21 protein-coding genes are annotated in these 21533 nt (G+C 63.8%); 13 read left to right on the forward strand and 8 right to left on the reverse strand.

Translation table 11 applies throughout. The features are described 5' to 3' along the window. The first annotated feature begins 48 nt into the window (after positions 1–48). Positions 49–972 carry an ABC transporter ATP-binding protein gene (locus tag QDT69_RS13395; protein ID WP_279706994.1) on the forward strand — a complete coding sequence of 308 codons (924 nt, stop codon included), beginning with the start codon at positions 49–51 and terminating at the stop codon, positions 970–972. A gap of 159 nt (positions 973–1131) precedes the next feature. After that, positions 1132–1893: an ABC transporter permease gene (locus QDT69_RS13400; RefSeq protein ID WP_279706995.1), complete on the forward strand. Its 762-nt coding sequence runs from the start codon at positions 1132–1134 to the stop codon at positions 1891–1893. A gap of 109 nt (positions 1894–2002) precedes the next feature. Here QDT69_RS13400 and QDT69_RS13405 read toward each other — a convergent pair whose 3' ends face one another. Next, a complete protein-coding gene (locus QDT69_RS13405; protein WP_279706996.1) occupies positions 2003–2332 on the reverse strand; it encodes a hypothetical protein in 330 nt (109 codons plus the stop codon). Between the two features lie 283 nt (positions 2333–2615). On the opposite strand from QDT69_RS13405, the gene QDT69_RS13410 reads away from it, so the two are divergent. Together QDT69_RS13410 and QDT69_RS13415 are read left to right on the forward strand one after the other, a co-directional pair. Next, positions 2616–3410: a L,D-transpeptidase gene (locus tag QDT69_RS13410; RefSeq protein ID WP_279706997.1), complete on the forward strand. Its 795-nt coding sequence runs from the start codon at positions 2616–2618 to the stop codon at positions 3408–3410. A gap of 259 nt (positions 3411–3669) precedes the next feature. Next, positions 3670–4515 carry an alpha/beta hydrolase gene (locus QDT69_RS13415; protein WP_279706998.1) on the forward strand — a complete coding sequence of 282 codons (846 nt, stop codon included), beginning with the start codon at positions 3670–3672 and terminating at the stop codon, positions 4513–4515. 48 nt (positions 4516–4563) lie between these two features. Here QDT69_RS13415 and QDT69_RS13420 read toward each other — a convergent pair whose 3' ends face one another. Further along, positions 4564–5121 carry a DUF308 domain-containing protein gene (locus tag QDT69_RS13420; RefSeq protein WP_279706999.1) on the reverse strand — a complete coding sequence of 186 codons (558 nt, stop codon included), beginning with the start codon at positions 5119–5121 and terminating at the stop codon, positions 4564–4566. 140 nt (positions 5122–5261) lie between these two features. Between QDT69_RS13420 and QDT69_RS13425 the strand changes: the two genes are divergently transcribed. The 3 genes from QDT69_RS13425 to QDT69_RS13435 all read left to right on the forward strand — a co-directional run bounded on the left by QDT69_RS13425 (position 5262) and on the right by QDT69_RS13435 (position 7746). After that, positions 5262–5849: a TetR/AcrR family transcriptional regulator gene (locus tag QDT69_RS13425; protein WP_279707000.1), complete on the forward strand. Its 588-nt coding sequence runs from the start codon at positions 5262–5264 to the stop codon at positions 5847–5849. Positions 5850–5941: 92 nt separating this feature from the next. Beyond that, positions 5942–7051: a hypothetical protein gene (locus tag QDT69_RS13430; RefSeq protein WP_279707001.1), complete on the forward strand. Its 1110-nt coding sequence runs from the start codon at positions 5942–5944 to the stop codon at positions 7049–7051. After that, a complete protein-coding gene (locus QDT69_RS13435; protein ID WP_279707002.1) occupies positions 7048–7746 on the forward strand; it encodes a M23 family metallopeptidase in 699 nt (232 codons plus the stop codon). Before QDT69_RS13430 ends, QDT69_RS13435 begins: the two co-directional genes overlap by 4 nt. Positions 7747–7759: 13 nt before the next feature. On the opposite strand, the gene QDT69_RS13440 is transcribed toward QDT69_RS13435, so the two are convergent. The 3 genes from QDT69_RS13440 to QDT69_RS13450 form a co-directional block, all read right to left on the reverse strand. Beyond that, entirely contained in the window at positions 7760–10024 is a 2265-nt protein-coding gene (locus QDT69_RS13440; protein WP_279707003.1) for a fused MFS/spermidine synthase, read from the reverse strand. Between the two features lie 104 nt (positions 10025–10128). Further along, the gene (locus tag QDT69_RS13445) at positions 10129–10524 is read right to left on the reverse strand and encodes a hypothetical protein (protein WP_146990610.1); all 396 of its coding nucleotides are present in this window, start codon (positions 10522–10524) and stop codon (positions 10129–10131) included. A gap of 6 nt (positions 10525–10530) precedes the next feature. Further along, positions 10531–11241: a hypothetical protein gene (locus QDT69_RS13450; RefSeq protein WP_279707004.1), complete on the reverse strand. Its 711-nt coding sequence runs from the start codon at positions 11239–11241 to the stop codon at positions 10531–10533. Between the two features lie 170 nt (positions 11242–11411). Here QDT69_RS13450 and QDT69_RS13455 point away from each other — a divergent pair, with 170 nt between their 5' ends. Next, positions 11412–13019 carry an NAD(P)/FAD-dependent oxidoreductase gene (locus QDT69_RS13455; protein WP_279707005.1) on the forward strand — a complete coding sequence of 536 codons (1608 nt, stop codon included), beginning with the start codon at positions 11412–11414 and terminating at the stop codon, positions 13017–13019. Between the two features lie 259 nt (positions 13020–13278). On the opposite strand, the gene QDT69_RS13460 is transcribed toward QDT69_RS13455, so the two are convergent. Then, entirely contained in the window at positions 13279–13443 is a 165-nt protein-coding gene (locus QDT69_RS13460; protein ID WP_279707006.1) for a Flp family type IVb pilin, read from the reverse strand. A 171-nt stretch (positions 13444–13614) separates the two neighbouring features. Between QDT69_RS13460 and QDT69_RS13465 the strand changes: the two genes are divergently transcribed. Next, complete coding sequence (locus QDT69_RS13465) at positions 13615–14499, forward strand: 50S ribosomal protein L11 methyltransferase (protein ID WP_279707007.1); 885 nt, start codon at positions 13615–13617, stop codon at positions 14497–14499. Between the two features lies 1 nt (position 14500). Next, the gene (locus QDT69_RS13470; RefSeq protein WP_279707008.1) at positions 14501–15007 is read left to right on the forward strand and encodes a hypothetical protein; all 507 of its coding nucleotides are present in this window, start codon (positions 14501–14503) and stop codon (positions 15005–15007) included. Positions 15008–15025: 18 nt separating this feature from the next. On the opposite strand, the gene QDT69_RS13475 is transcribed toward QDT69_RS13470, so the two are convergent. Then, positions 15026–15211, reverse strand: coding sequence for a hypothetical protein (locus QDT69_RS13475; RefSeq protein WP_279707009.1), 186 nt, complete (start codon positions 15209–15211; stop codon positions 15026–15028). A gap of 177 nt (positions 15212–15388) precedes the next feature. On the opposite strand from QDT69_RS13475, the gene QDT69_RS13480 reads away from it, so the two are divergent. Beyond that, positions 15389–17218, forward strand: a complete 1830-nt coding sequence (locus tag QDT69_RS13480; RefSeq protein ID WP_279707010.1) for an aminopeptidase P family protein — start codon at positions 15389–15391, stop codon at positions 17216–17218. A gap of 357 nt (positions 17219–17575) precedes the next feature. After that, on the forward strand, positions 17576–18853 hold the full coding sequence (locus QDT69_RS13485; RefSeq protein ID WP_279707011.1) for a multidrug effflux MFS transporter: 1278 nt from the start codon (positions 17576–17578) through the stop codon (positions 18851–18853). Between the two features lie 117 nt (positions 18854–18970). Here the strand turns inward: QDT69_RS13485 and ligA are convergent, their stop codons facing one another. Continuing rightward, the gene (gene ligA, locus QDT69_RS13490) at positions 18971–21121 is read right to left on the reverse strand and encodes an NAD-dependent DNA ligase LigA (RefSeq protein WP_279707012.1); all 2151 of its coding nucleotides are present in this window, start codon (positions 21119–21121) and stop codon (positions 18971–18973) included. Between the two features lie 124 nt (positions 21122–21245). Between ligA and QDT69_RS13495 the strand changes: the two genes are divergently transcribed. Beyond that, positions 21246–21533: a GIY-YIG nuclease family protein gene (locus QDT69_RS13495; protein ID WP_279707013.1), complete on the forward strand. Its 288-nt coding sequence runs from the start codon at positions 21246–21248 to the stop codon at positions 21531–21533.

Here is a 21533-nt window from a genome sequence, read left to right on the forward strand (position 1 = left end):
CCCGGGCTCAAATCCGCGCGCGCCCTTCCCTCACGCTTCCGATCCCCGATGTCGCCGATCATTTCCGTATCCAATCTTTCAAAGACCTATGGCTCCGGCTTCAAGGCGCTGAAGGGCATCAATCTCGATATCGTCAAAGGCGAGATTTTCGCACTGCTCGGACCGAACGGCGCCGGCAAGACCACGCTTATCAGCATCATCTGCGGCATCGCCAATCCGAGCGAGGGCCGCATTTCGATCGGCGGGCACGACATCATCAGGGATTATCGCGCGGCGCGGTCGATGATCGGGCTGGTTCCGCAGGAACTGCACACCGACGCGTTCGAGTCGGTCTGGGCGACCGTCAGCTTCAGCCGCGGCCTGTTCGGCAAGCCGAAGAACCCCGACCACATCGAGAAGGTGCTGAAGGACCTGTCGCTGTGGGACAAGAAGGACAACAAGATCATCACCCTGTCCGGCGGCATGAAGCGCCGCGTGATGATCGCGAAAGCGCTGTCGCATGAGCCGCAGATCCTGTTCCTCGACGAGCCCACTGCCGGCGTCGACGTCGAGTTGCGCAAGGGCATGTGGGAAGTGGTCCGCACGCTGCAGGCGTCCGGCGTCACCATCATCCTGACCACGCACTACATCGAGGAAGCCGAGGAGATGGCCGACCGCATCGGCGTCATCAACAAGGGCGAGATCATCCTGATCGAGGATAAGGCGACCTTGATGCAGAAGCTCGGCAAGAAGGAATTGACGCTGCAGCTGCAGAACAAGCTCGACGCCATTCCCGAGGTTCTCGCTACCTACAATCTTGAACTGTCCGGCGACGGCCGCACCGTGACCTACGACTACGACACCAAGGGCGATCGTACCGGCATCACCAGCCTGCTCAATGATCTCCGCAACGCAGGCATCCGCATCTCCGATCTCGATACGAGGCAAAGCTCCCTCGAAGACATCTTCGTCAGCCTGGTGCGGCAAGTTTGAAGTTCCTATCAGTTTTGCCGCACCCTCTTCATAGGAACTTCAAACTCTAATGCCGCACCAGAATCATAAATTTTCTAGCGCTCCCTTGATTTCGAAGTTCGCATCGGGGGCTCCGCGAATGTATGCGAACTTCGAAATCAGAGCGCTAGTGAGGGCGCCATGAACTACCGCGCAATCCAGGCGATCTATCTGTTCGAAATGGCGCGCACCTGGCGCACGCTGCTGCAGAGCATCGTCTCGCCTGTGGTCTCGACCTCGCTGTATTTCGTGGTGTTCGGCGCCGCGATCGGCTCTCGCATCACCGAGGTCGAGGGCGTCAGCTACGGCACCTTCATCGTGCCGGGCCTCGTGATGCTGTCGGTCTTGACCCAGAGCATCTCGAATGCCTCGTTCGGCATCTACTTTCCGAAATTCGCCGGCACGATCTACGAGATCCTGTCGGCGCCGATCTCCTATTTCGAGATCGTCATCGGCTATGTCGGCGCCGCCGCCACCAAGTCGATCATTCTCGGCCTGATCATCCTGGCGACCGCCGGACTTTTTGTACCTTTGCACATCGCCCATCCGGTGTGGATGCTGACCTTCCTGGTGCTGACGGCGGTCACCTTCAGCCTGTTCGGCTTCATCATCGGCATCTGGGCCGACGGCTTCGAGAAGCTGCAGATGATCCCGATGCTGGTGGTGACGCCGCTCACCTTCCTCGGCGGCAGCTTCTATTCGGTGAACATGCTGCCGTCGGGCTGGCGCACCATCACACTGTTCAACCCGGTGGTCTATCTGATCTCCGGCTTCCGCTGGAGCTTCTACGAGATCGCCGACGTCAGCGTCGGGCTCAGCCTCGGCATGACCGCGGCCTTTCTGGTCGCCTGCATGGTGATCGTGGCGTGGATATTCCGGACGGGATATCGGCTGAAGAACTGAATAGGCTTCAGTAGCCCGGATGGAGCGAAGCGCAATCCGGGACCTTTATCGCCAGGCCTGCAGAACCCGGATTTCGCTGCGCTCCATCCGGGCTGCGTGCTCCCAACAATCAATAGCAGTGGAAATGGCCGTGGCGATAATAACCGCGGCAGCGGTGGCCCCGGCGATAGCCGCGATCCGGGATGCCGAACACGCCTTTGACCGCGCCCATGGCGCCACCGACCCCGGCACCGACGGCACCGCCAACGACGCCGCCCACCGGACCCGCGACCCGGTTGCCCTCATAGGCACCCTCATGGGCCCCGCGGACGATGCCTTGGGCATGGCCGGCATGGGGCACTGCGACCAGCGTCAATGCGAGGGCTGCGGCCGCAAGCAGGAACCGCGCGGAGAGGCCGGCGGGAGCGACGGCCGCGATCTTAACCTTGGTGTTGTTCATCTGGATTCCTTGATGCGCGACGCGAACGCGCCGCTGGGCGGGATTGTGAAACGCTCATGCGGCCAAATAGTTGCGCGTCGGCGACCAATTGGGGCCGTGGTCGCGGCTGCTCGCGAAAATGTCAGCCTGTCGTGACGGGCAGGCCTGCCTTCGGCCTTGTTTGCGCCGTGCGCGGGATTAACGATGCACCGGACCCTCACTGGAACCAAATTCGGATTCCATGCATATTGGTTGCCGGGGACGGAGAGCCGCTACTGCGACAGGCCTGGAGACCAAAGGTAAAATGCGTTCGTTCCTCATTGCGTTCACTTCCGTGATGCTTTTCACGGCCGGCGCCGCGCAGGCCAAGGTCGATATCACCATCGACAAGGACAACCAGCAGATGACCGTCGCCGTCGACGGTGTCGCGCGCTATCACTGGCCGGTCTCGACCGGGATCCCATCGCGCGAAACGCCGAACGGCAGCTTCCGCGCCTTCCGGATGGAAGAGGATCACTACTCCAAGGAATTCGACGACGCGCCGATGCCGCATTCGATCTTCTTCACCAAGATCGGGCACGCGATTCACGGCACCGACTCGGTGAACCGCTTGGGCTCGCCGGCCTCGCATGGTTGCGTGCGGCTGTCGCGCGACAACGCAACGACGCTCTACGCGCTGGTCCAGAAGGAAGGCGTGCTCAACACCACCGTGACGTTGACCGGCTCGTCCCAGGTCGCGCTGGCGCGCAATCCGCGCGGGCGCAACGGCACCGCGGTCGCCCGCCGCGCGCCGCAGCAGGAAGACGAGCAGTACGGCACCGCCGCCGCCGGCGATCCCGTCGTCCTGACACCGCAGCCGCGCGAATATCCGGCGCAGGCCCGCGTCGACGATGGCTACATCTATCCGGCCGACGGCAGCTCGACCGCGCAGCGCTACCCGGCGCCGCCGTCAAGCCGCCGCGTCTACGACGCGCAGGCCTACGGCCAGCAGCAGTACTACGGCAACCAGGGCTACGCCGCGGCGCCGCAAGGCTATTACCAGCCGCGGCCGTACTACCCGCGGCAGCGCGACTTCTACGGCAACAACTATCAGGATTGAGGCGCGCGCCTGAGCCGCCGGCGGTGCCATCATCGCGCGCCGCCAGGTCCCGAAGCCTCCTCACCCGCTTGTGACCGCCTCGAAGGGCACGCGACGTCCTGCGCCGTGGCCCGTCGTCGCGCTGTCATCTGATTGTAAAATTAGCCCGATATTCGGCGGCAATAGCGCCCGCCTTGGCCCCGGACGGCCGATCCAAGCGGAATGCCCGGTGAAATCAGGGCGAGAAGCGCGGGTCACGTAGGCAGTATCAGAGGTCAAAATGAAACGGGGCTTCGTTGTCCTTTGCCTGTGCATCGTGGCGATGGCCGGCTATTTCACGACGGACCGATGGGCCATCAGCCACACCACGCTGACGTTCCATGACGTGCTGCGCGACGACCGCAACGTCACGGTCGAGGTGGCGGTTCGCCGCGACCGGCAAATGCAGGCGATGGCCGAGATGATCGAGCTGCCGGTCGCGATCCTGAGCCACGGCAACACCGTCAAGAATACCGAGTACTCGTTCCTCACCAACGTGTTCGCGTCACGCGGCTACCTCGTGGTCAGCATTCAGCACGATCTCGACACCGATTCGCCGATGGTGACCAAGGTGGGCGAGGAATATGTCGGACGCCGCATGCAGTACAATCGCGGCGTCTTCAACATCATGTATGCGATCGACGAGCTCAAGAAGCTCTATCCGAATGCAAACTATCGCGCGCTGACGCTGATCGGTCATTCCAACGGCGGCGACATCTCGATGTTCTTCGCCAAGCAGCATCCCGACCTGGTCAAGAAGGTCGTGACGCTGGACAATCTGCGCGTCCCCTTCATCACCGACAGCAAGATCAAGATCCTCTCGTTCCGTTCCAGGGACCCGGTGTTCAAGGCCGATCCGGGCGTCGTGCCTGACGAGGAGACCTGCGCCAGGCTCGGCATCAAGGTGGTCCGAACCGAATTCCATCACAACGACCTCAGCGATCGCGGCCCCGAGAGCGCGAAGTCGTCGATCCAGGCGGGCGTGGAGCAGTTCCTCGACGAGGACGGCGGCGAGAGCACGCCGACGATGCCGCTGCTCGCCGCGTCGACACCCGCCTCCGCGGCGGCGGCACCGGAGAAAAAATAGCGATCGCGTAGACGCCGACGCGCGTTCTCCGGTGCTGCCGGGCAGCACTTACGCACGCGCGCTGCGATGAGCGCTGGCAACGAGCCAGATCGCCGAAAGCAGGAAATAGAACGCGCCGAATCCCGCATAGGGAGCGACGTCCAGAATTGTCGGCGCGACGGTGCCGATCGATCGGCTGATCATGTAGCCGCCGGCCAGCGCCGACTGCGCGCCGCTCAGGATCATCGCCCATTGCGCGCCGTAGTCGCGCCAGCGCCTGGCGCCGGTGACCAATTGCAGCACGCCCGAGAGGATCGCCCAAATTCCGAATACGGCGAGTACGGCATAGCTGCTGTGGCCGACCGCCACGATCACGGCGAGCGCGGTAATCGCGCTGACTACGGCATTCAAGGTCTGGGATGGATTGGCGATCAGCCCGCCATTGACCCGGGCGTCAGCCAGATTGGCGACGCCGTCCCATGCCGGGTAGATCACGAGCAGAAACGCGGCGGGGCCAGCTTGCGCGCTGAACAGGACGGCGGCGGCGACCCAGGCGATCGAGAAGACGGCGCGCCCGAAATAGTAGGATTGCAGCCAGCTGGATTGGGCTGAAAGTCGGCTTTGCATTGGGTGACTCCTGTGATTATCTACCTACTAGTAGGTAGATAATCGTTTCAGGTCAATCAGGCGGCGGGACACCTTCTTGTGTCGAGCAGAGGCGCTACCCCGCCTTGACAACTTACCTACCGGAAGGTAGGCGCGCGCACATGAACTCAATGATTTCGACTTCAGAGCGGATCCTCGATGTCGCGCAGTCTCTCATCGTCGCGGGAGGCTATAACGGGTTCAGCTATGCCGACATTTCCGATGCGATCGGCATCAGGAAAGCGAGCATCCACCATCACTTCCCGACCAAGGCCGAGCTGGTTTCGGCGCTGATTGATCGCTACAGGCAGCAGACTGAGCAGGGCCTGAAGTCGCTTCGAGAGCGGTCCGCGAGCCCGGCCGACCAACTGCAGTCCTACGTGAACTTCTGGCAGACGTGCATTCGAGACGGGTCACTGCCCTTCTGCGTCTGTGCGATGCTTGCCGGCGAGATGCCGATGTTGCCGGAACAAGTCGCCTCACGCGTCCGCGCCCATTTCCATCATCTCGCGGCATGGCTCACCTCGGTGCTGCAGGTCGGCGCAGAACAGCGCCTGCTCCGGCTGGACAAGCGGCCGGAAGAGGAGGCCCAGATGCTGATGGCATCGGTCCATGGCGCGATGCTCTCCGCGCGGGCGTTCGACGATCCCGCAGTGTTTGCCGCAATCGTCAAGCCGCAGATCGCAAAGCTGCTATTATCGGACAGCTAGCAACCAATCAGATCTGCAATCTCCGGAGGAGTCTTGACGTTGTTCCCGATTTGTTCTATTCTACGATCTCCCTTTTGTTGGTGTTGCTTTTGATGTCCGGTTCGTTTCCTCAAGCGCTGCGCGCTGCATGTCTCGTCGCTTGCCTGACAGTGTTTGTGCCGCCGGCTTCAGCAGACCCTGCGAATGCACAGGAAAGCCGTCAGTCGCCGCCCCCCACACCCGTTCCGACATTTGAATCGCTGCCTCACACCGCATTACCGAAGGTGCGCTTCCACGGCTGGTGTGGCCGGAATGACCGATATCTTCTCGACGAGAACGGACAACTGAATGCCTATGAGGCCGGTACCAAGGTCGCGGGAGTGGCCATTTCGCCCGATCGCTCATGGCAGTGTAGCCGCGACGGACGGCAACTGATCTACATCAGCATACCGCATGTTTTCCTGGTTGATATCGCAAGCGGCGACAGTCGATGGATTGCGTCATATGACGAACGGCCAAGTGAGGTGGCGTTCTCGCCAGATTTTGAGAGCGTCGCAAGCTCCAGTCCACTGGAACTAAAGCCGCAGGCGCCCCAGCTCAAGGTCATTCTGGTCAAAGAGAAGAAGACAAAAGGCAAGACGGAACGGCCTGAGTGGATCAAATGGAGCGAGAATGGCGCGGAGATAGCCGTGGTCTATCCAACATCCGTCGAAATTCTGGACCGCAACGGCGCCACTATCGTCTCTATGACGAAACCAAACACTGGATGGGTCAAGGACGGTTGGTTCGAAAAAGATCAACGCGCGCTGACGCTTTTTATGGAGACAGAGCAGCCTCCAGGATCAGTTCTCAAATGTAGCCTCGCCGGAAAAAGGTGCTTCCGCCGCCCGCGAATTGAGTCGATCTCGATCGGTGGGCGGGGAACGGTGGGCACCGTAATTCCCTTGGGCAAGCCTCCGGTGCGGGAAGACGACTCGATCCTCATCTCGGAGAAATACGCTGCCGAGATCAGAGACACCAATTCCAGACTTCTCGTACGTCAGGTGTTTTCAACCAGGACCGGCCTTTGGTCGTTTCACATTGCGGTGTCCCCTTCCGGAAAGTGGTCGATCCTGACGTGGGACAACGAGCACCAACCAGGATGCGTATCCAGAGAGGGCACCGCCAGCGTTTACAAATGCAGGCAGGGAATGCTCGTGGATTTAACCAAGGTGATTAAATGACCGATCGATATCGTCCCTACGTTCCTCCAAAGCCGACTCGCCCATTCGCACGAAGCTCCGGTTACGTGCCGAGAATACATCCCGTACTGCACAAGGAGAGATTCCATGCGGGCGTCGATTACGCTGCGCCTCAAGGAACACCCATTCCAGCTCAGGCCCCCGGCGAGATCGTTTATTCGGGCTTCAACGAAGGTTACGGAAACACGGTCATCGTGAAGACGACGAACGGCTACGGACTTTATGCACACATGGACGGGCCGCCTCAGGCGCGCATGGGCGACCGCATCTGGCCGGGTGACATTATTGGTCACGTCGGCAACACCGGCATATTTTCGAAGGGAAACCACTTGCACTATTCGACTATTCCGTCGCTGAGCAAGGAGGAGCAGGAAGCACTCAAAAAGAGTGGAGGCACCGGGAAGATTGGGTTCAATGTCGACAAACCGCATACGGAAAACCCGGACACGTTCGATACGGCGATCCACTATCCGAACGAGACGCTTGCGGCAGGCCGCGCAACGTTCGGACCGAATGATACGAATGACGCGCTGGCGTTCGGAAACCACCGTGGTCCGCTGATATCAGCTTCTCCGCTCCATCAGTTCGGATTGTCTCAACCGGATCGCGGGACGTCGTTTGCCGAGCGCTTCGGCGACAGGTCGGAGATTCGACGATTGTCGTCTCGGTGGGACTAGAGATCGACCAGCCCTACTGCTCGCCGTCGCGCAGGCGCCGGTAGACCGCCCCCAGCACGTTCGAATAATCGTCGGTCCAGACCCGCTGCTTCTCGTTGGCATCGGTCTCGATCCAGACGTCTGAGGACGCGAGCTTGCCGACATCTGCGTCCTCGCGGGCGGAGACCACGACCGAGGTCGAGAAGATGTACTCGTTGTCGCGGCCGGAATCCTCGCTGTAGACCCAGCTCTTCATGTCGTTGGCGTCCGCAATGCCGACCACGACGCTGGCAAGCTCGAGATGGCGGTTGGAGACGTGCATCACGACCGCACCGTGCGGCGCCAGCTTCTCCTTGTAGATCGCCATCGCCTCCTTGGTTGCGAGATGGATCGGGATCGCGTCCGACGAATAGGCGTCGACGATGATGAGATCGTAGGCGCCGTCCGGCTCCTTGGCGAGGGTCAGCCGCGCGTCGCCGATCACAGGCTTCAGGTTCGGCTCGCAGCTCTGGATGTAGGTGAAATATTTCGGATCGCGCGCGGTATCGACCATCGACTGGTCGATCTCGAAGAATCGCCAGTCCTCGCCGGGCGCTGAGGCGCAGGTCAGCGTCCCCGAGCCGAGCCCGATCACAGCCACTTTCAGCGGCGCGCCCTTGCGCGCGCGGATTGCGGTGATCGCCCGCCCGATGCCGCCGTCCTTGTAATAGTAGCTGATCGGCTCGGGCTTTCCGGTGACCGGGGTGCCGTCGTCGTTCTTGAATTTCTCGGCGCCATGGATCGTGGTGCCGTGCATCAGCACGTGATACTGGCCGTTCGGGGTCACCACGATCTTGTGCACGCCGAAGAAGCTGCGCACGGTTTCGACGCGGCCATCGTCGGACGGATAGGCGCGCAGCACCACCAGCGCGACGACGACGGTGGCGAAGATCTTCCAGCGATTGGCATTCAGTGCGAGCGCGAGCAGCGCCGAGAGCACGCCGACGGCGCCGATCACCCACACCCGGTGGTCGTCGAACCAGTTGAAGATGTCGCCGGCCGAATAGCTCGGCGCGATCAGCGCTACCGCCAGCACCGCAAAGAACGGCCAGTACCAGGCGCTCCAGCGCGGAAGCCGCTCCGCGCCGCCCGGCGGACGGCACAGCGCCGCCAGCGCCAGCAGGATCGGATATTCGGCGATCCATGAGAAGGTGAACGGCGCGATCAGGCCTGCAAACAGGCCGCCGACCATGCCGCCGAACGACAGTGCGACGTAGAAGCCGGTGAGGTATTTCGCGGCGGGGCGGGTGCGCGCGAGCTCGCCATGGCAGGCCATCGCGATGACGAAGAAGCAGAGCTGATGGCCGCCGAGCGTCAGCAGCAGGTTCTGCTCGCCGCCGAACGCCAGCAGGATCACGACGCCGGCGATCGCCAGCGGCTGCGCCAGCAGCATCCATTTGTGCGGCAGCAGCGGCCGCGACTGGAACACCAGCACCCAGGTCAACAGATACAGCGACAGCGGCAGCACCCACAGCAAGGGTGCGGCCGCGACGTCGGTCGAGATATGCGCCGTCACCGCGACCAAAAAGCCGGACGGCACCGCAGCGAGGAAGATCCAGCGCGCCCGCAGCGACCCGGACGGCGCCGCCGCGCTGGCGTCATCGACCGGCAGATTGAGCGCGCCAGCATTGGCCGGCGAACGCAACAGCAACACACCGCAACCTGCGATCAGCACAATCAGCACGCCATAGCCACAGGTCCAGATCAGGTTCTGGGTGCGCAATGTGAACATCGGCTCGAGCAGCACCGGATAAGACAGCAGCGCCAGGAAACTGCCGATGTTCGACGACGCATAGAGGAAGTACGGATCGGGCCCGCTGGGATGGCCGGTGCGCACGAACCAGGCCTGCAGCAGCGGATTGTTGGCGGCGAGCGCGAAGAACGGCAGGCCGATCGAGACCGCGAACAGGGCGAGCAGCCAGACCGCATAGCCCGAGGTCGGCGGCTCGCCCCAGCCGCTCCTGATCGTCAGCGGCAAGGTCAGCAGCGCGACGACGAGCAACGCCAGATGCACCATGACCGGAACGACGCGGCTGCTCAGCTTCATCAACAGATGCGCATAGGCGTAGCCGCCGAGCAGCAGCGACTGGAAGAACACCATCGCCACCGACCACACCGCCGGCGAGCCGCCGAGCCGCGGCAGCACCATCTTGGTGAACAGCGGCTGCACCGAGAACAGCAACAGCGCGCTGACGAAGATCGCCGCGGTGTAGACAACCAGCACCAGCCGGTTTCGCGATGCGGACGGCTCAGACGTCATAATTACTCCCGGTCACGATCCGGCAGATCAACACCGGGCACAGCATTGCATTGAATCATAGCGCCAGGCAGCGGGCAACACGCGCACCGGGTTGCTTGAACCGTTCACGTCATCCTGATGTCGCCGGCCTCGTGTTCCGCACTCGCGGCCGATGCGGATGTTTCCATTTGTGGCCGGAACGGCGTCCGCCCCATCCATGGCTGCAGCTCGATGTGCTGCAACCAATCCTTGACCGAGGGAATCCAGCCGAGATCGTCCTTGACGTGCTGCTCGCCGACCGTCCGCACCGGCACCTGCTTGCCGGCGCTGTTCGTCAGCGTGGCGCCGAAGATGGCCTCGCACAGGAAGATACCTTCGCTGTGGTGGCGCAGCGCGCGGTGACGCACGTCGGCGAGATGCGCCTTGCTCTCGTCGAACCAGTCGTGGATCGCGAGATAGTCCTCGGGCGTTCCGCCGAACAGGCGCGCGGAACGGACCGCATGATGATAGGGATGCGCCATCGCAGGCTACCTCGCGATCTCTCTGTTTCGGGTGACCGGATCCGCGCCGGGGTCGTCAACCACGGTGCCGGCATCGAAATCGACCGTGAACGCGCCGTAGAGGACATGTTCGCCGGTGCCGTAACCGCTACCGAGCAGCATGGCCGCAAACTCAGTGCACAGCCAGTCGTGCATGAAGGAGGCGACCTGCTTGTGCTCGCTCATGGCGTCGTACCGGCGCGTCACGCCGCGGGCGATCAGTCGATCGAGCAGCTTGTGCGCGACGAGTTGCTCGACCAGCGCCTCGCGATCGATGCGCGTACCGTCGCGAAGCGTGGCGCTGTCGAGCCAGGCAAATCCCTCGTCATTGCCGCCGTCATAGCGGCAGTAGAGTTGTCGGACGCCAAGCTCGCCGAGTGCCGGCACTGCCGCCGCGAGCAGACGCTGCCGAACAAAGGCGGCGTGCGCGGTGCGCGCGTCATGCCAGGCTGCGACTGCCGGTGCCCGTTGCGTAGCCGAAGGCTTTCGGCCTCGCAGGCGGTCCCACAGGCTCGGCCGCGGAAACGGCACGCTCTCGGGAGCCGGCGGTTCGGGTGGGACGTCCAGCGAAAAACGAACGGGCTCGTGTTGTCCGCCATATTCCGGCGCCGGCAGGTAGACGAACTGGTCGGCGCGCGGCTGCGGGTCGGAACCGTCGTCGGGCCACTCGATTTCAGATTGATCAAAAACAAACGGCATCGGCACCTCACTGCTCGGCCGCTTTCAGTGAACGAGACGCTGCGCTCGCCCTGCTGGCGGCTCACGGCCCGCACAATCGCGGCCGGACTATCGTATCCGGATCGGTACGGATTTGTGACCCGCCGCAGCCGGCAGTGGTGAGATGCGGACATTCGGCCTATAGAAGCGCCATGTCCAATCATGAAGTTGATGCCGTCATCATCGGTGCGGGGCACAACGGCCTCACTTGCGCGGCCTATCTTGCGATGGCCGGATTGAAGGTCAGGATCGTCGAGCGCCGCAAGGTGGTCGGCGGCGCCGCCGTCACCGAGGAGTTTTGTCCGGGCTTCCGCAATTCGGTCGCCGCCTACACGGTGAGCCTGCTCAACCCGCAGATCATCGCGGACCTGAAACTTGCCGACCACGGCCTCAAGGTCGTCGAGCGCCGCGCGCAGAACTTCCTTCCCGCGCCCGACGGCAGCTACCTCTTGACCGGCGAAGGCCGCACCCAGCAGTCGGTCGCAAAGCTCAGCCAGCAGGACGCGGCCACCATCGGCGCGTTCTCGGGGGAACTCGAAGCCATCGCCGACGTGCTGCGGCAATTCGTGCTGCGCGCACCGCCGAACCTCGTCGAGGGCTTTGGCATCGGCGCAATCAGCGAGGCCTTCAACGCGCTCGGCACCGCCAACATCCTGCGGCGGCTGTCGCTCGAGCAGCAGCGCAACCTGCTCGACCTGTTCACGCGCTCGGCCGGCGAGATGCTCGACGAGCGTTTCGAGAACGATCTCGTCAAGGCGCTGTTCGGCTTCGACGCCATCGTCGGCAATTATGCGAGCCCCTACGCCGCCGGCTCGGCCTATGTGATGCTGCATCATGCGTTTGGCGAGGTGAACGGCAAGAAGGGTGTCTGGGGCCACGCGATCGGCGGCATGGGCGCGATCACCCAGGCGATGGCGCGCGCCGCGCGCAGCCATGGCGTCGAGATCGAAACCGATGCGCCCGTCCGCGAGGTGATCATCGAAAAGGATCGCGCCACTGGGGTCATCCTCGACAATGGCGCGACGGTCCGCGCCAAATACGTCGTCTCCAACGTCAACCCGAAACTGCTGTACACGCGCCTGGTGCCGGCCGGCGCATTGGCGGGCGAATTCCGCACGCGCATCTCGCGATGGCAGAACGGGTCCGGCACCTTCAGGATGAACGTGGCGCTGAGCGCCCTGCCTTCGTTCACCGCGCTGCCGGGCCCCGGCGATCATCTCACCGCGGGCATCATCATCGCGCCCAGCCTCGGCTACATGGATCGCGCCTGGCATGATGCGCGCGACTTCGGCTGGAGCCGCGCGCCCATCGTCGAGGTGCTGATCCCCTCGACGCTCGACGACAGTTTGAGCCCGCCGGGCCGGCACGTCGCGAGCCTGTTCTGCCAGCATGTCGCGCCGCAATTGCCCGGCGGCAAATCGTGGGACGACCATCGCGAGGACGTCGCCGACCTGATGATCGCAACCGTCGACGGCTATGCGCCCGGCTTTGCGGGCTCCGTGATCGGCCGCCAGATCCTGTCGCCGCTCGACCTCGAGCGGGAATTCGGCCTGCTTGGAGGCGACATCTTTCACGGCGCGCTGACGCTGAACCAGTTGTTCTCGGCACGCCCGATGCTCGGCCATGCCGATTATCGCGGACCGCTCCGCGGTCTCTACCATTGCGGTTCCGGCGCCCATCCCGGCGGCGGCGTCACCGGTGCGCCCGGCCACAACGCCGCGCGGGCCGTCCTGGCCGACCATCGCGCGCTGTTCGCCTGACGCGGAGCGCGCATCAGCGGCAGGTGTGGACAGGCCTGTTGAGAAGCTGTGGGTCGACCGTGGTCAGACCTGGTGTCCCGTCGTGGGAAAAGCCGGTGAACATCCCGGTGGACTGCCTGTGGAGCAGAGGCCGACAACCCCGGGGACAACGCGGTTGATCGCTGGTTGACAAGCTGCGCAGAGCTCTGTGGACAACCAGTCAAAAAGAAAACACCGGGCGTCGTTGCCCGGTGCTTGCTTGAGAACGCAGTCGGCGAATTTACCTGAGGGAGCCGGCGATCGTGCTGAACGTGCCGCTCAGGTTCGTGCCGACGCCGTTCACCGCGGCGATGATGGCGATGGCGATGCCGGTCGCGATCAGTCCGTATTCGATAGCGGTTGCGCCGGATTCATCCCGCAAAAACCTAACGAAAAAAGCCTTCATTGCAGCCCTGCCCTTGGTTGTGATGCCTTGGAACGAAGGGAATTCCCCAGTTCCGCCTCCGTACTAGTACGGCGGTATCTAAGGTTGTCTGAATCAGGAACCTATCAGTTCGCACGAAATTCGATTGAATCCGGGTTGAACTTTTAACAAAAATCGCGCTAACGGCCTCCGATGACCCCGTCCACACACCGCGCCAGCCTCACCCTGCCCGACGAAACGACCGCAAAACGCGTGGTCGACGCGCTTTCCGAGCTGTTCTTCGAGGACCAGGCGGCTTTTGCGGCCTTTGAGCGGCCGGACGGCCGCTGGGACGTCACCGTCCATTTTGCCGAGCCGCCCGATCAGGCCTTGCTGCGCGAGCTGGTCGGCCAGGTGGTGGGGCAGGATGTCGCATCGACTTTGGTATTTGACACCATCGAGGCCAAGGATTGGGTCAAAGCGAGCCTGGAGGACCTGGTCCCGGTCGCAGCGGGCCGCTTTGTCGTCCACGGCCAGCATGACCGACACAGGATCCCCGCAAACAAGCTCGGGATCGAGATCGAGGCGGCGCTCGCCTTCGGCACCGGCCATCACGGCACCACGCGCGGCTGCCTCTTGCTGCTCGACCACGTCCTGAAGGCGTATCAGCCCCGGCGGGTGCTCGATCTCGGCACCGGGACCGGCGTGCTCGGGATTGCCGCCGCCAAGGCGCTGCATGGCAAGGTGCTGGCAAGCGACATCGACCCGCCCTCAGTGCGGGTCGCCGAGGAAAACGCCTGGCTGAACGGCGCAGGACATCTGGTGGACGTGATACGCGCCACGGGCTTTGCCGCGCCGCGCTTTGCCGCGGACGGGCCGTTCGATCTGGTGCTCGCCAACATCCTCGCCAATCCGCTGCGCCAGCTGGCGGGACCGATGACACGGCACCTCGCGTCATCAGCGCAGGTCATTCTCTCGGGCCTGCTGACCCACCAGGCGCCGGCCGTGATTGCCGCCTATCGCGCCCGCGGGCTGGTGCCGCTGCGGCATCTGAAGATCGAGGGCTGGAGCAGCCTGCTGCTGCGCTCGGTCAGGTGACATGACCGCGACCGGCAGACAGTGCGGCGACTGCACGCTCTGCTGCAAGGTGATGGCGATCGAGGAACTGGCGAAGCCGGCCAGCGCATGGTGTCCGCATTGCGCGCCCGGGCGCGGCTGCCGGATCTATCCGGACCGGCCGGCGGAATGCCGCACGTTCAGCTGCGTCTGGCTGGTCAACGAGCTACTGGAGGAGCACTGGAAGCCCTCGCGATCGAAGCTTGTGCTCACCACCTCCGAAGACGGTCTCGAGGTCCGCTGCGATCCGGGCTTCCCCGACGCCTGGCGCCGGGAGCCATTTCGGGGCGAGCTCAGGGAATGGGCGATATCCGGCGAGACGCTCGACATGACCGTCGTCGTCATCGTCGGCCAGCGCATGACGCTGCTGACGCCGGAGCGCGAATTCGACCTCGGTATCGTCGGCCCCGATGAGCGGATCGTGCGCGAGCTCGTCGGCACAAGGGTCGTCAACGCGACCGTGACGAAGGCCTCCGACCTCGAACGGTAAGTGCGATCTGCGGACTGGTTAGTCGGGCGCGACGGAATCGCGGCCGGCTGTCTCGACCTTGTCCTGAGCGGCTGCACGCCTGGCACGCGCCTCGACAAAGCGATCGAGCATTTGGACGATGACACCGCGCGGCTTCTGCTCGACCGGCGCGATCGGGCCGGGGGGCGCCGGCGGCGAGATCTTCTCAAACGTGAATGCAGGCATCGTGCATCTCCTCACCGTTGAGTTGAGACACTCCCGGCACGCTTTGACCGACGACGGTGGACATCGCCGGGTCACTTCCACTATGCCATGGTTCAAGCATAAGTGATGCCAAAAATGTGGTCATGCTGCTTGCGCTTGCGCGAAGATCATGCCGCATCCGACGAGAGTGCGAAGGCGATGTTCGAAGCCCATTTTCAGACGTTCGAAGAGCCCGAAGGCGGCGTCGCGCTGACCGCGCGCTTAAGCGCGCTGCGCGAGGAACTGGCGCGGCGCAAGCTGACCGGGTTTGTGGTTCCGCGCGCCGATCAGCAGCAGAACGAATATGTTGCGGCGTCCGAAGAGCGGCTCGCCTGGCTGACCGGCTTCACCGGATCGGCCGGGCTCGCGATCGTGCTGGGCCGGGAGGCCGCCCTGTTCGTCGACGGGCGCTACACGCTGCAGGCCGGCAAGCAGGTCGACGCTAAGGCCTGGCAGGTCGAGCCGCTGGTCGAGCCGCCGCCGGAGCACTGGCTGACCCGGCACCTGGCAGCCGGCGACCGCCTAGGATTTGACCCCTGGCTGCACACTTCTGCGGCAGCCGAACGGCTGGCGGCGGCCTGCGCCAAGGCCGGTGCCGAGCTGGTCGCCGTTGACGGCAACCCGGTCGATGCGATCTGGCACGAGCGGCCGGCACCACCGCTCGGCCGGGTTTCGATCCACGGCGCGCAGTTTTCCGGCGAGATCGAGGCCGAGAAGCTGAAGCGGATCCGGCTCGAGATCAACAAGCTCGGCGTCGATGCGCTGGTGCTCTCGGACAGCCACGCGGTGGCCTGGACCTTCAACATCCGCGGCGCCGACGTCTCGCATACGCCGCTGCCGCTGTCCTACGCGCTGGTGCCGAAGCACGGCCGGCCGCTGGTGTTCATCGATCACCGCAAGCTGTCCAACTCCGCGCGCGACCATCTCGAGCAATCCGCCGATGTCGAGGAGCCGGCGGCGCTGACCGGCAAGCTCACCGAGCTCGCCAAGCGCGGCGCCTCGATTGCGCTTGACAGCGCGACCGCGGCAGATGCCCTCAGCCGCCTGATCGCGGGCGCCGGCGGCAAGCCGGTGCGCGGCAACGATCCGGTCAGCCTGCTGAAGGCGGTCAAGAACCTCACCGAGATCGAGGGCACGCGCACCGCGCATCAGCGCGACGCGGTGGCGTTGACGCGCTTCCTCGCCTGGATCGACCGCGAGGCGCCCTCCGGCCACCTCACCGAGATCGACACCGTCGAGGCGCTGGAGACGTTCCGCCGCCAGACCGGCGCGCTGAAGGACGTCTCGTTCCCGACCATCGCCGGCACCGGGCCGAACGGCGCCATCGTGCATTATCGCGTGACGCGCAAGAGCAACCGCCGCATCACCCCCGGCGATCTGCTGCTGATCGATTCCGGCGCGCAGTATGAAGACGGCACCACCGACGTCACCCGCACCATCGCGATCGGCAAGCCGACCGACGAGATGCGCGACCGCTTCACCCGCGTGCTGCGCGGCCATATCGCGATTGCTCGCGCGATCTTCCCGGACGGCACCACCGGCGCGCAGCTCGACAGCTTCGCGCGGCAATATCTCTGGCAGGCCGGGATCGATTTCGAGCACGGCACCGGTCACGGCGTCGGCAGCTATCTCAGTGTCCATGAAGGGCCGGCGCGGATCTCGAAGCTCGGCACCACGCCGCTGAAGCGCGGCATGATCCTGTCCAACGAGCCCGGCTACTACAAGACCGACGCCTACGGCATAAGGATCGAGAACCTCGAGATCGTGATCGGCACCGACATCGCCGGCGCCGAGAAGCCGGTCAACGCATTCGAGACGCTGACCCTGGCGCCGATCGATCGGCGCCTGATCGAGGTGAGCATGCTGAGCGCTGACGAGCTGAGCTGGCTCAATGATTACCACGCCCGCGTTGCGCGCGTGGTGCGTCCGCATCTCGACGACAACGCTACCAAGCTGTGGCTCGACGAGGCGACGGCGGCGCTGAAGTAGCGGCGTCGGGTTTACGTTCACCCTCTCCTCACACTCGGTGTCATCCCCCGCAACCCGTCTTCGCCAAGGCTTCGCCGGGGTAAAGGCATTGGGCTCGCCGTAGCTTTAGCGAAGGCGGCAAGCGGGGGATCCAGTACGCCGCGGCCCATCGGCTCAACAACGACGGCCTCTGGAATACTGGGTCCCCCGCTTTCGCGGAGGACGACAGCGGAATGTATGGGGACGTCGCCTGCCTTATTGCGCGAGGCGAAACATCACTGCGGCGTCTCCCGAAATCGCATGGGCGTATGCCGAAACACCCGTATTCCGCGCGGACGGGCGCGCTACAGTCGTTCCACAATGCTGGATCGGACCTGAATGCACGGCGTGATGGGCAAGCCGCCCGGCGCGGCTAGAGACAACATCGCGACATCGAAGGTCATGCTGCTGATGCTCGTCGTGATGACGGGCGTCGCGCCGATCTCGCTCTACATGCTGGTTCCGGCACTGCCGGTGCTGGCGACCGATTTCGGCCGCGACATTTCCATCGCGCAGATGACCGTGTCGCTCTACATGGTCGGCATCGCGCTGTCGCAGCTGATCATGGGACCGCTGTCCGACAAGTTCGGCCGCCGCCCGGTGCTGCTCTCGGGCCTCGGCCTGATGGTGGTGGCCGGCATCGGCTCCGTGTTTGCCGAGACCCTGCCGCAACTGATCGCGGCGCGCTTCTTCCAGGCGCTCGGCGGCGCCAGCGGCATGGTGATCAGCCGCGCCATCATCCGCGATCTCTATCCGCGCGAGCGGGTCGGCGCCATGATCAGCCTGGTCGTGGCCGCGCTGATGATCGCGCAGATGGTGAGCCCGCTGACCGGCGGCCTGCTGGAGACCACGTTCGGCTGGCGTGCGATCCTCTATCTCATCACCGCAGCGTCGCTGATCACCACGATCTTCATCGCGCTGGCGCTGCCCGAAACCCGCCGCGACCGCACCGACAGCTCCAGCTTCCGCGGCGACCTCGGCAAGCTGATCCGAAGCCGCGCGTTCGTCGGCTATCTGTTGTGCCAGGTGCTGGCGTCGCAGATCATCTTCGCCTTCGCCGGCGGCGGCCCCTATATCGTGGTGACCCAGATGGGCCGCAGCAGCGCCGAATACGGCGCGTGGTTCGCGATGACGGGGTTCGGCTACTTCATCGGCAATCTCTTGTGCGTGCGCTTCGCGCCGCGGCACTCGCTGGAGAAACTGATCTGGTTCGGCCTCGCGCTGCAGCTCGGCGGCAGCCTGTTGAACCTGATCTGGAGCTTTGCCGGGCTGAACCAGGCGCCGCTCTGGCTGTTCGGCACCCAGATGATCGTGATGGTCGCCAATGCCTTCGTGATGGCCAATTCCGCCGCCGGCGCCATCAGCATCCGCCCCGAAGCCGCCGGCACCGCTTCGGGCGCGATGGGCTTCCTGCAGCAGGGCATCGGCTCGCTGATTTCGCAATTCGGCGCCTATCTCGGCGGCCACTCTACCACCACATTGCCGCTGACATCGGCGATCTTCGCGATCTCGATCGCCTGCGCCTGCACCATGATCTTCGTGGTGCCGCGGCGGAACGTGGTGGTGAGCGAGGAGCTGATCACGCAGGCCGAGGAGGATGAGCAGGGGATGATGTGACTTGCTTCGTCATTCCGGGGCGATGCGAAGCATCGAACCCTCAGGTGCGCAATTGCGCACCGAGAATCTCGAGATTCCGGGTTCGCCTCTTCGAGGCGCCCCGGAATGACGGACAACCTATTCCCCGATCAGCTTCAGCCACTCGTCTTCGGTCAATACCTGCACGCCGTGCTTCTGCGCTTCGGCAAGCTTCGAGCCGGCGCCCGGCCCCGCGACGACATAGTCGGTCTTCTTCGACACCGAACCCGCGGCCTTGGCCCCTAACCGCTCGGCGGTCGCCTTGGCCTCGTCGCGCGTCATCTTCTCGAGCGAACCGGTGAACACCACGGTCTTGCCGGCCACCACCGAATTGCTCTTCGGCTTCTCGGCGTCAACGATCTCGTCGAGCTCGGTGGTCAACCGCTCGACGATGCCGCGATTGTGGCTCTCGCCGAAATAGTCCGCGATGCTCTTGATCACAGTGTCGCCGATCTGGTCGAGCGCATCCATCTCGGCGATCGCATCTTCGTCGCCCTTGGCGACCCTCAGACAGGCCTCGTGGAATGCCTCCCACGAGCCGTAGCCGCGCGCCAGCGCCAGCGCCGTGGTCTCGCCGACATGACGCATGCCGAGCGCATAGATGAAGCGCTCCAGCCCGATCCTGCGCCGGCTGTCGATCGCGGCGAACAGATTGCGCACCGAGGTTTCGCCATAGCCCTCGATGTCCTCGAGCTTCAGCTTTGCGTTACGCTTCGGCAGCGTGAAGATGTCGGCGGGCTCCTTGACCCAACCCTTGTCGAAGAAATATTGCAGCTGCTTCACGCCGAGGCCGTCGATGTCGAACGCCCGTCGCGACACGAACAGGATGAGGTGCTCGATCTTCTGGAACGGACAGGCGAACTCGCCACTGCAGCGCAGCCGCGAGCCCTCCTCGCCGGTCGCGGTCTCCTCGCGCACCACGTCGGTGTGCAGCGGGCACGGGCATTTCTTCGGGAAATGGAACTCCTTGGCGCTCTTCGGCCGCTTGTCGATCACGACGTCGACGACCTGCGGGATCACGTCGCCGGCGCGCTGGATCACCACGGTGTCGCCGATCCTGATGTCGCGCCCCTCGCGCAGCACCTCGCCCTTGTTGCCGATGCCCTTGATGTAATCCTCGTTGTGCAGCGTGACGTTCTGCACGATCACGCCGCCGACGCCGACCGGCTCGAGCTTGCCGACCGGGGTGAACGAGCCGGTGCGTCCGACCTGGATCTCGATGTCGCGCAGCACGGTCATGGCGCGCTCGGCCGGGAATTTGTGCGCGATCGCCCAGCGCGGCGTGCGCGACACGAAGCCGAGCCGTTCCTGCCAGTCGATGCGGTCGACCTTGTAGACGACGCCGTCGATATCGTAGTCGAGCTCGGCGCGCTGCTCCTCGATCTTGCGATGGAAGGCGATCAGCTCCTCGACCGAGCGGCACAATTTGGTCAGCGGATTGGTCTTGAAGCCGCAGCGCTCGAACCAGTGGATCATGCCGGTCTGGGTCTCCTCCGGCATCGCACTCATCTCGCCCCAGGCATAGGCAAAGAAGCCGAGCGGCCGCGAGGCGGTGATACCGGGATCCTTCTGCCGCAGCGAGCCAGCCGCCGAGTTGCGCGGATTGGCGAAGATGGTGTCGCCCGCGGCCTTCTGTCGCTCGTTGAGCGCGAGGAACGCCTTCTTGGTCATGTAGACCTCGCCGCGCACCTCGCAGATCTCGGGCACGTTGCGCCCCTTCAGCTTCTGCGGCACATCCTCCAGCGTGCGGATGTTCGCGGTGACGTCCTCGCCTTCGGCGCCGTCGCCGCGGGTCGCTGCGGTGACGAGCTCGCCGCCCTCGTAGCGCAGCGACATCGAGAGACCGTCGATCTTCGGCTCGGCCGAGAAATCGATCTTGTCGTCCGGCAATTTCAGGAAGCGCGTGATGCGTCCAACGAAGTCGATCACGTCGGCTTCCGCAAACGCGTTGTCGAGCGACAGCATCGGCACCGAATGGCGGACCTTTTTGAAGCGCCCGGACGGCGCGGCACCGACCTTCTGCGACGGCGATTCTGCGGTGACGAATTCCGGGAAGCGCTTCTCGATCGCGTTGTAGCGCTGCCGCAGCGCATCGTACTCGGCGTCGGTGACGCTCGGCGCATCGTCCTGATAGTAGCGCTTGTCGTGCCCCTCGAGCTCGAGCGCAAGGCGCATCAACTCGACCTTGGCCTGGGCCTTGGTGAGCTTGTCGACGTCAGGAAATGATTTCTCTTTTGCTGCTTTGGCCATGCAAGGAGCGCGCTATAGTTCTTCGTCATTCCGGGGCGGTCCGTCAGGACCGAACCCGGAATCTCGAGATTCCGGCTTCGATGCTTCGCATCGCCTCGGAATGACGATGTAGGGAATGGGGCTCATGTCGTACTACGTCTACATTCTAGCAAGTCGACGAGACGGAGCAATCTATGTTGGGATCACCAACGATCTCGTGCGCCGGGTCTACGAACACCGAATGAAGGCCGTCCGAAGCTTTACATCCAAATACAACATCACGCAGCTTGTTTGGTTCGAAATCTACGACGATCCGATCTCCGCGATCTCTCGGGAGAAGGAGCTAAAGAAGTGGAAGAGAAGCTGGAAGACCCAGTTAATCGAGGCGACCAACCCGGAATGGAATGACTTGTATGAGTCGATCTGCGTCTGA

It is taken from the genome of Bradyrhizobium sp. CER78 (assembly GCF_029846235.1).
In the GTDB taxonomy this organism is placed as follows: domain Bacteria; phylum Pseudomonadota; class Alphaproteobacteria; order Rhizobiales; family Xanthobacteraceae; genus Bradyrhizobium.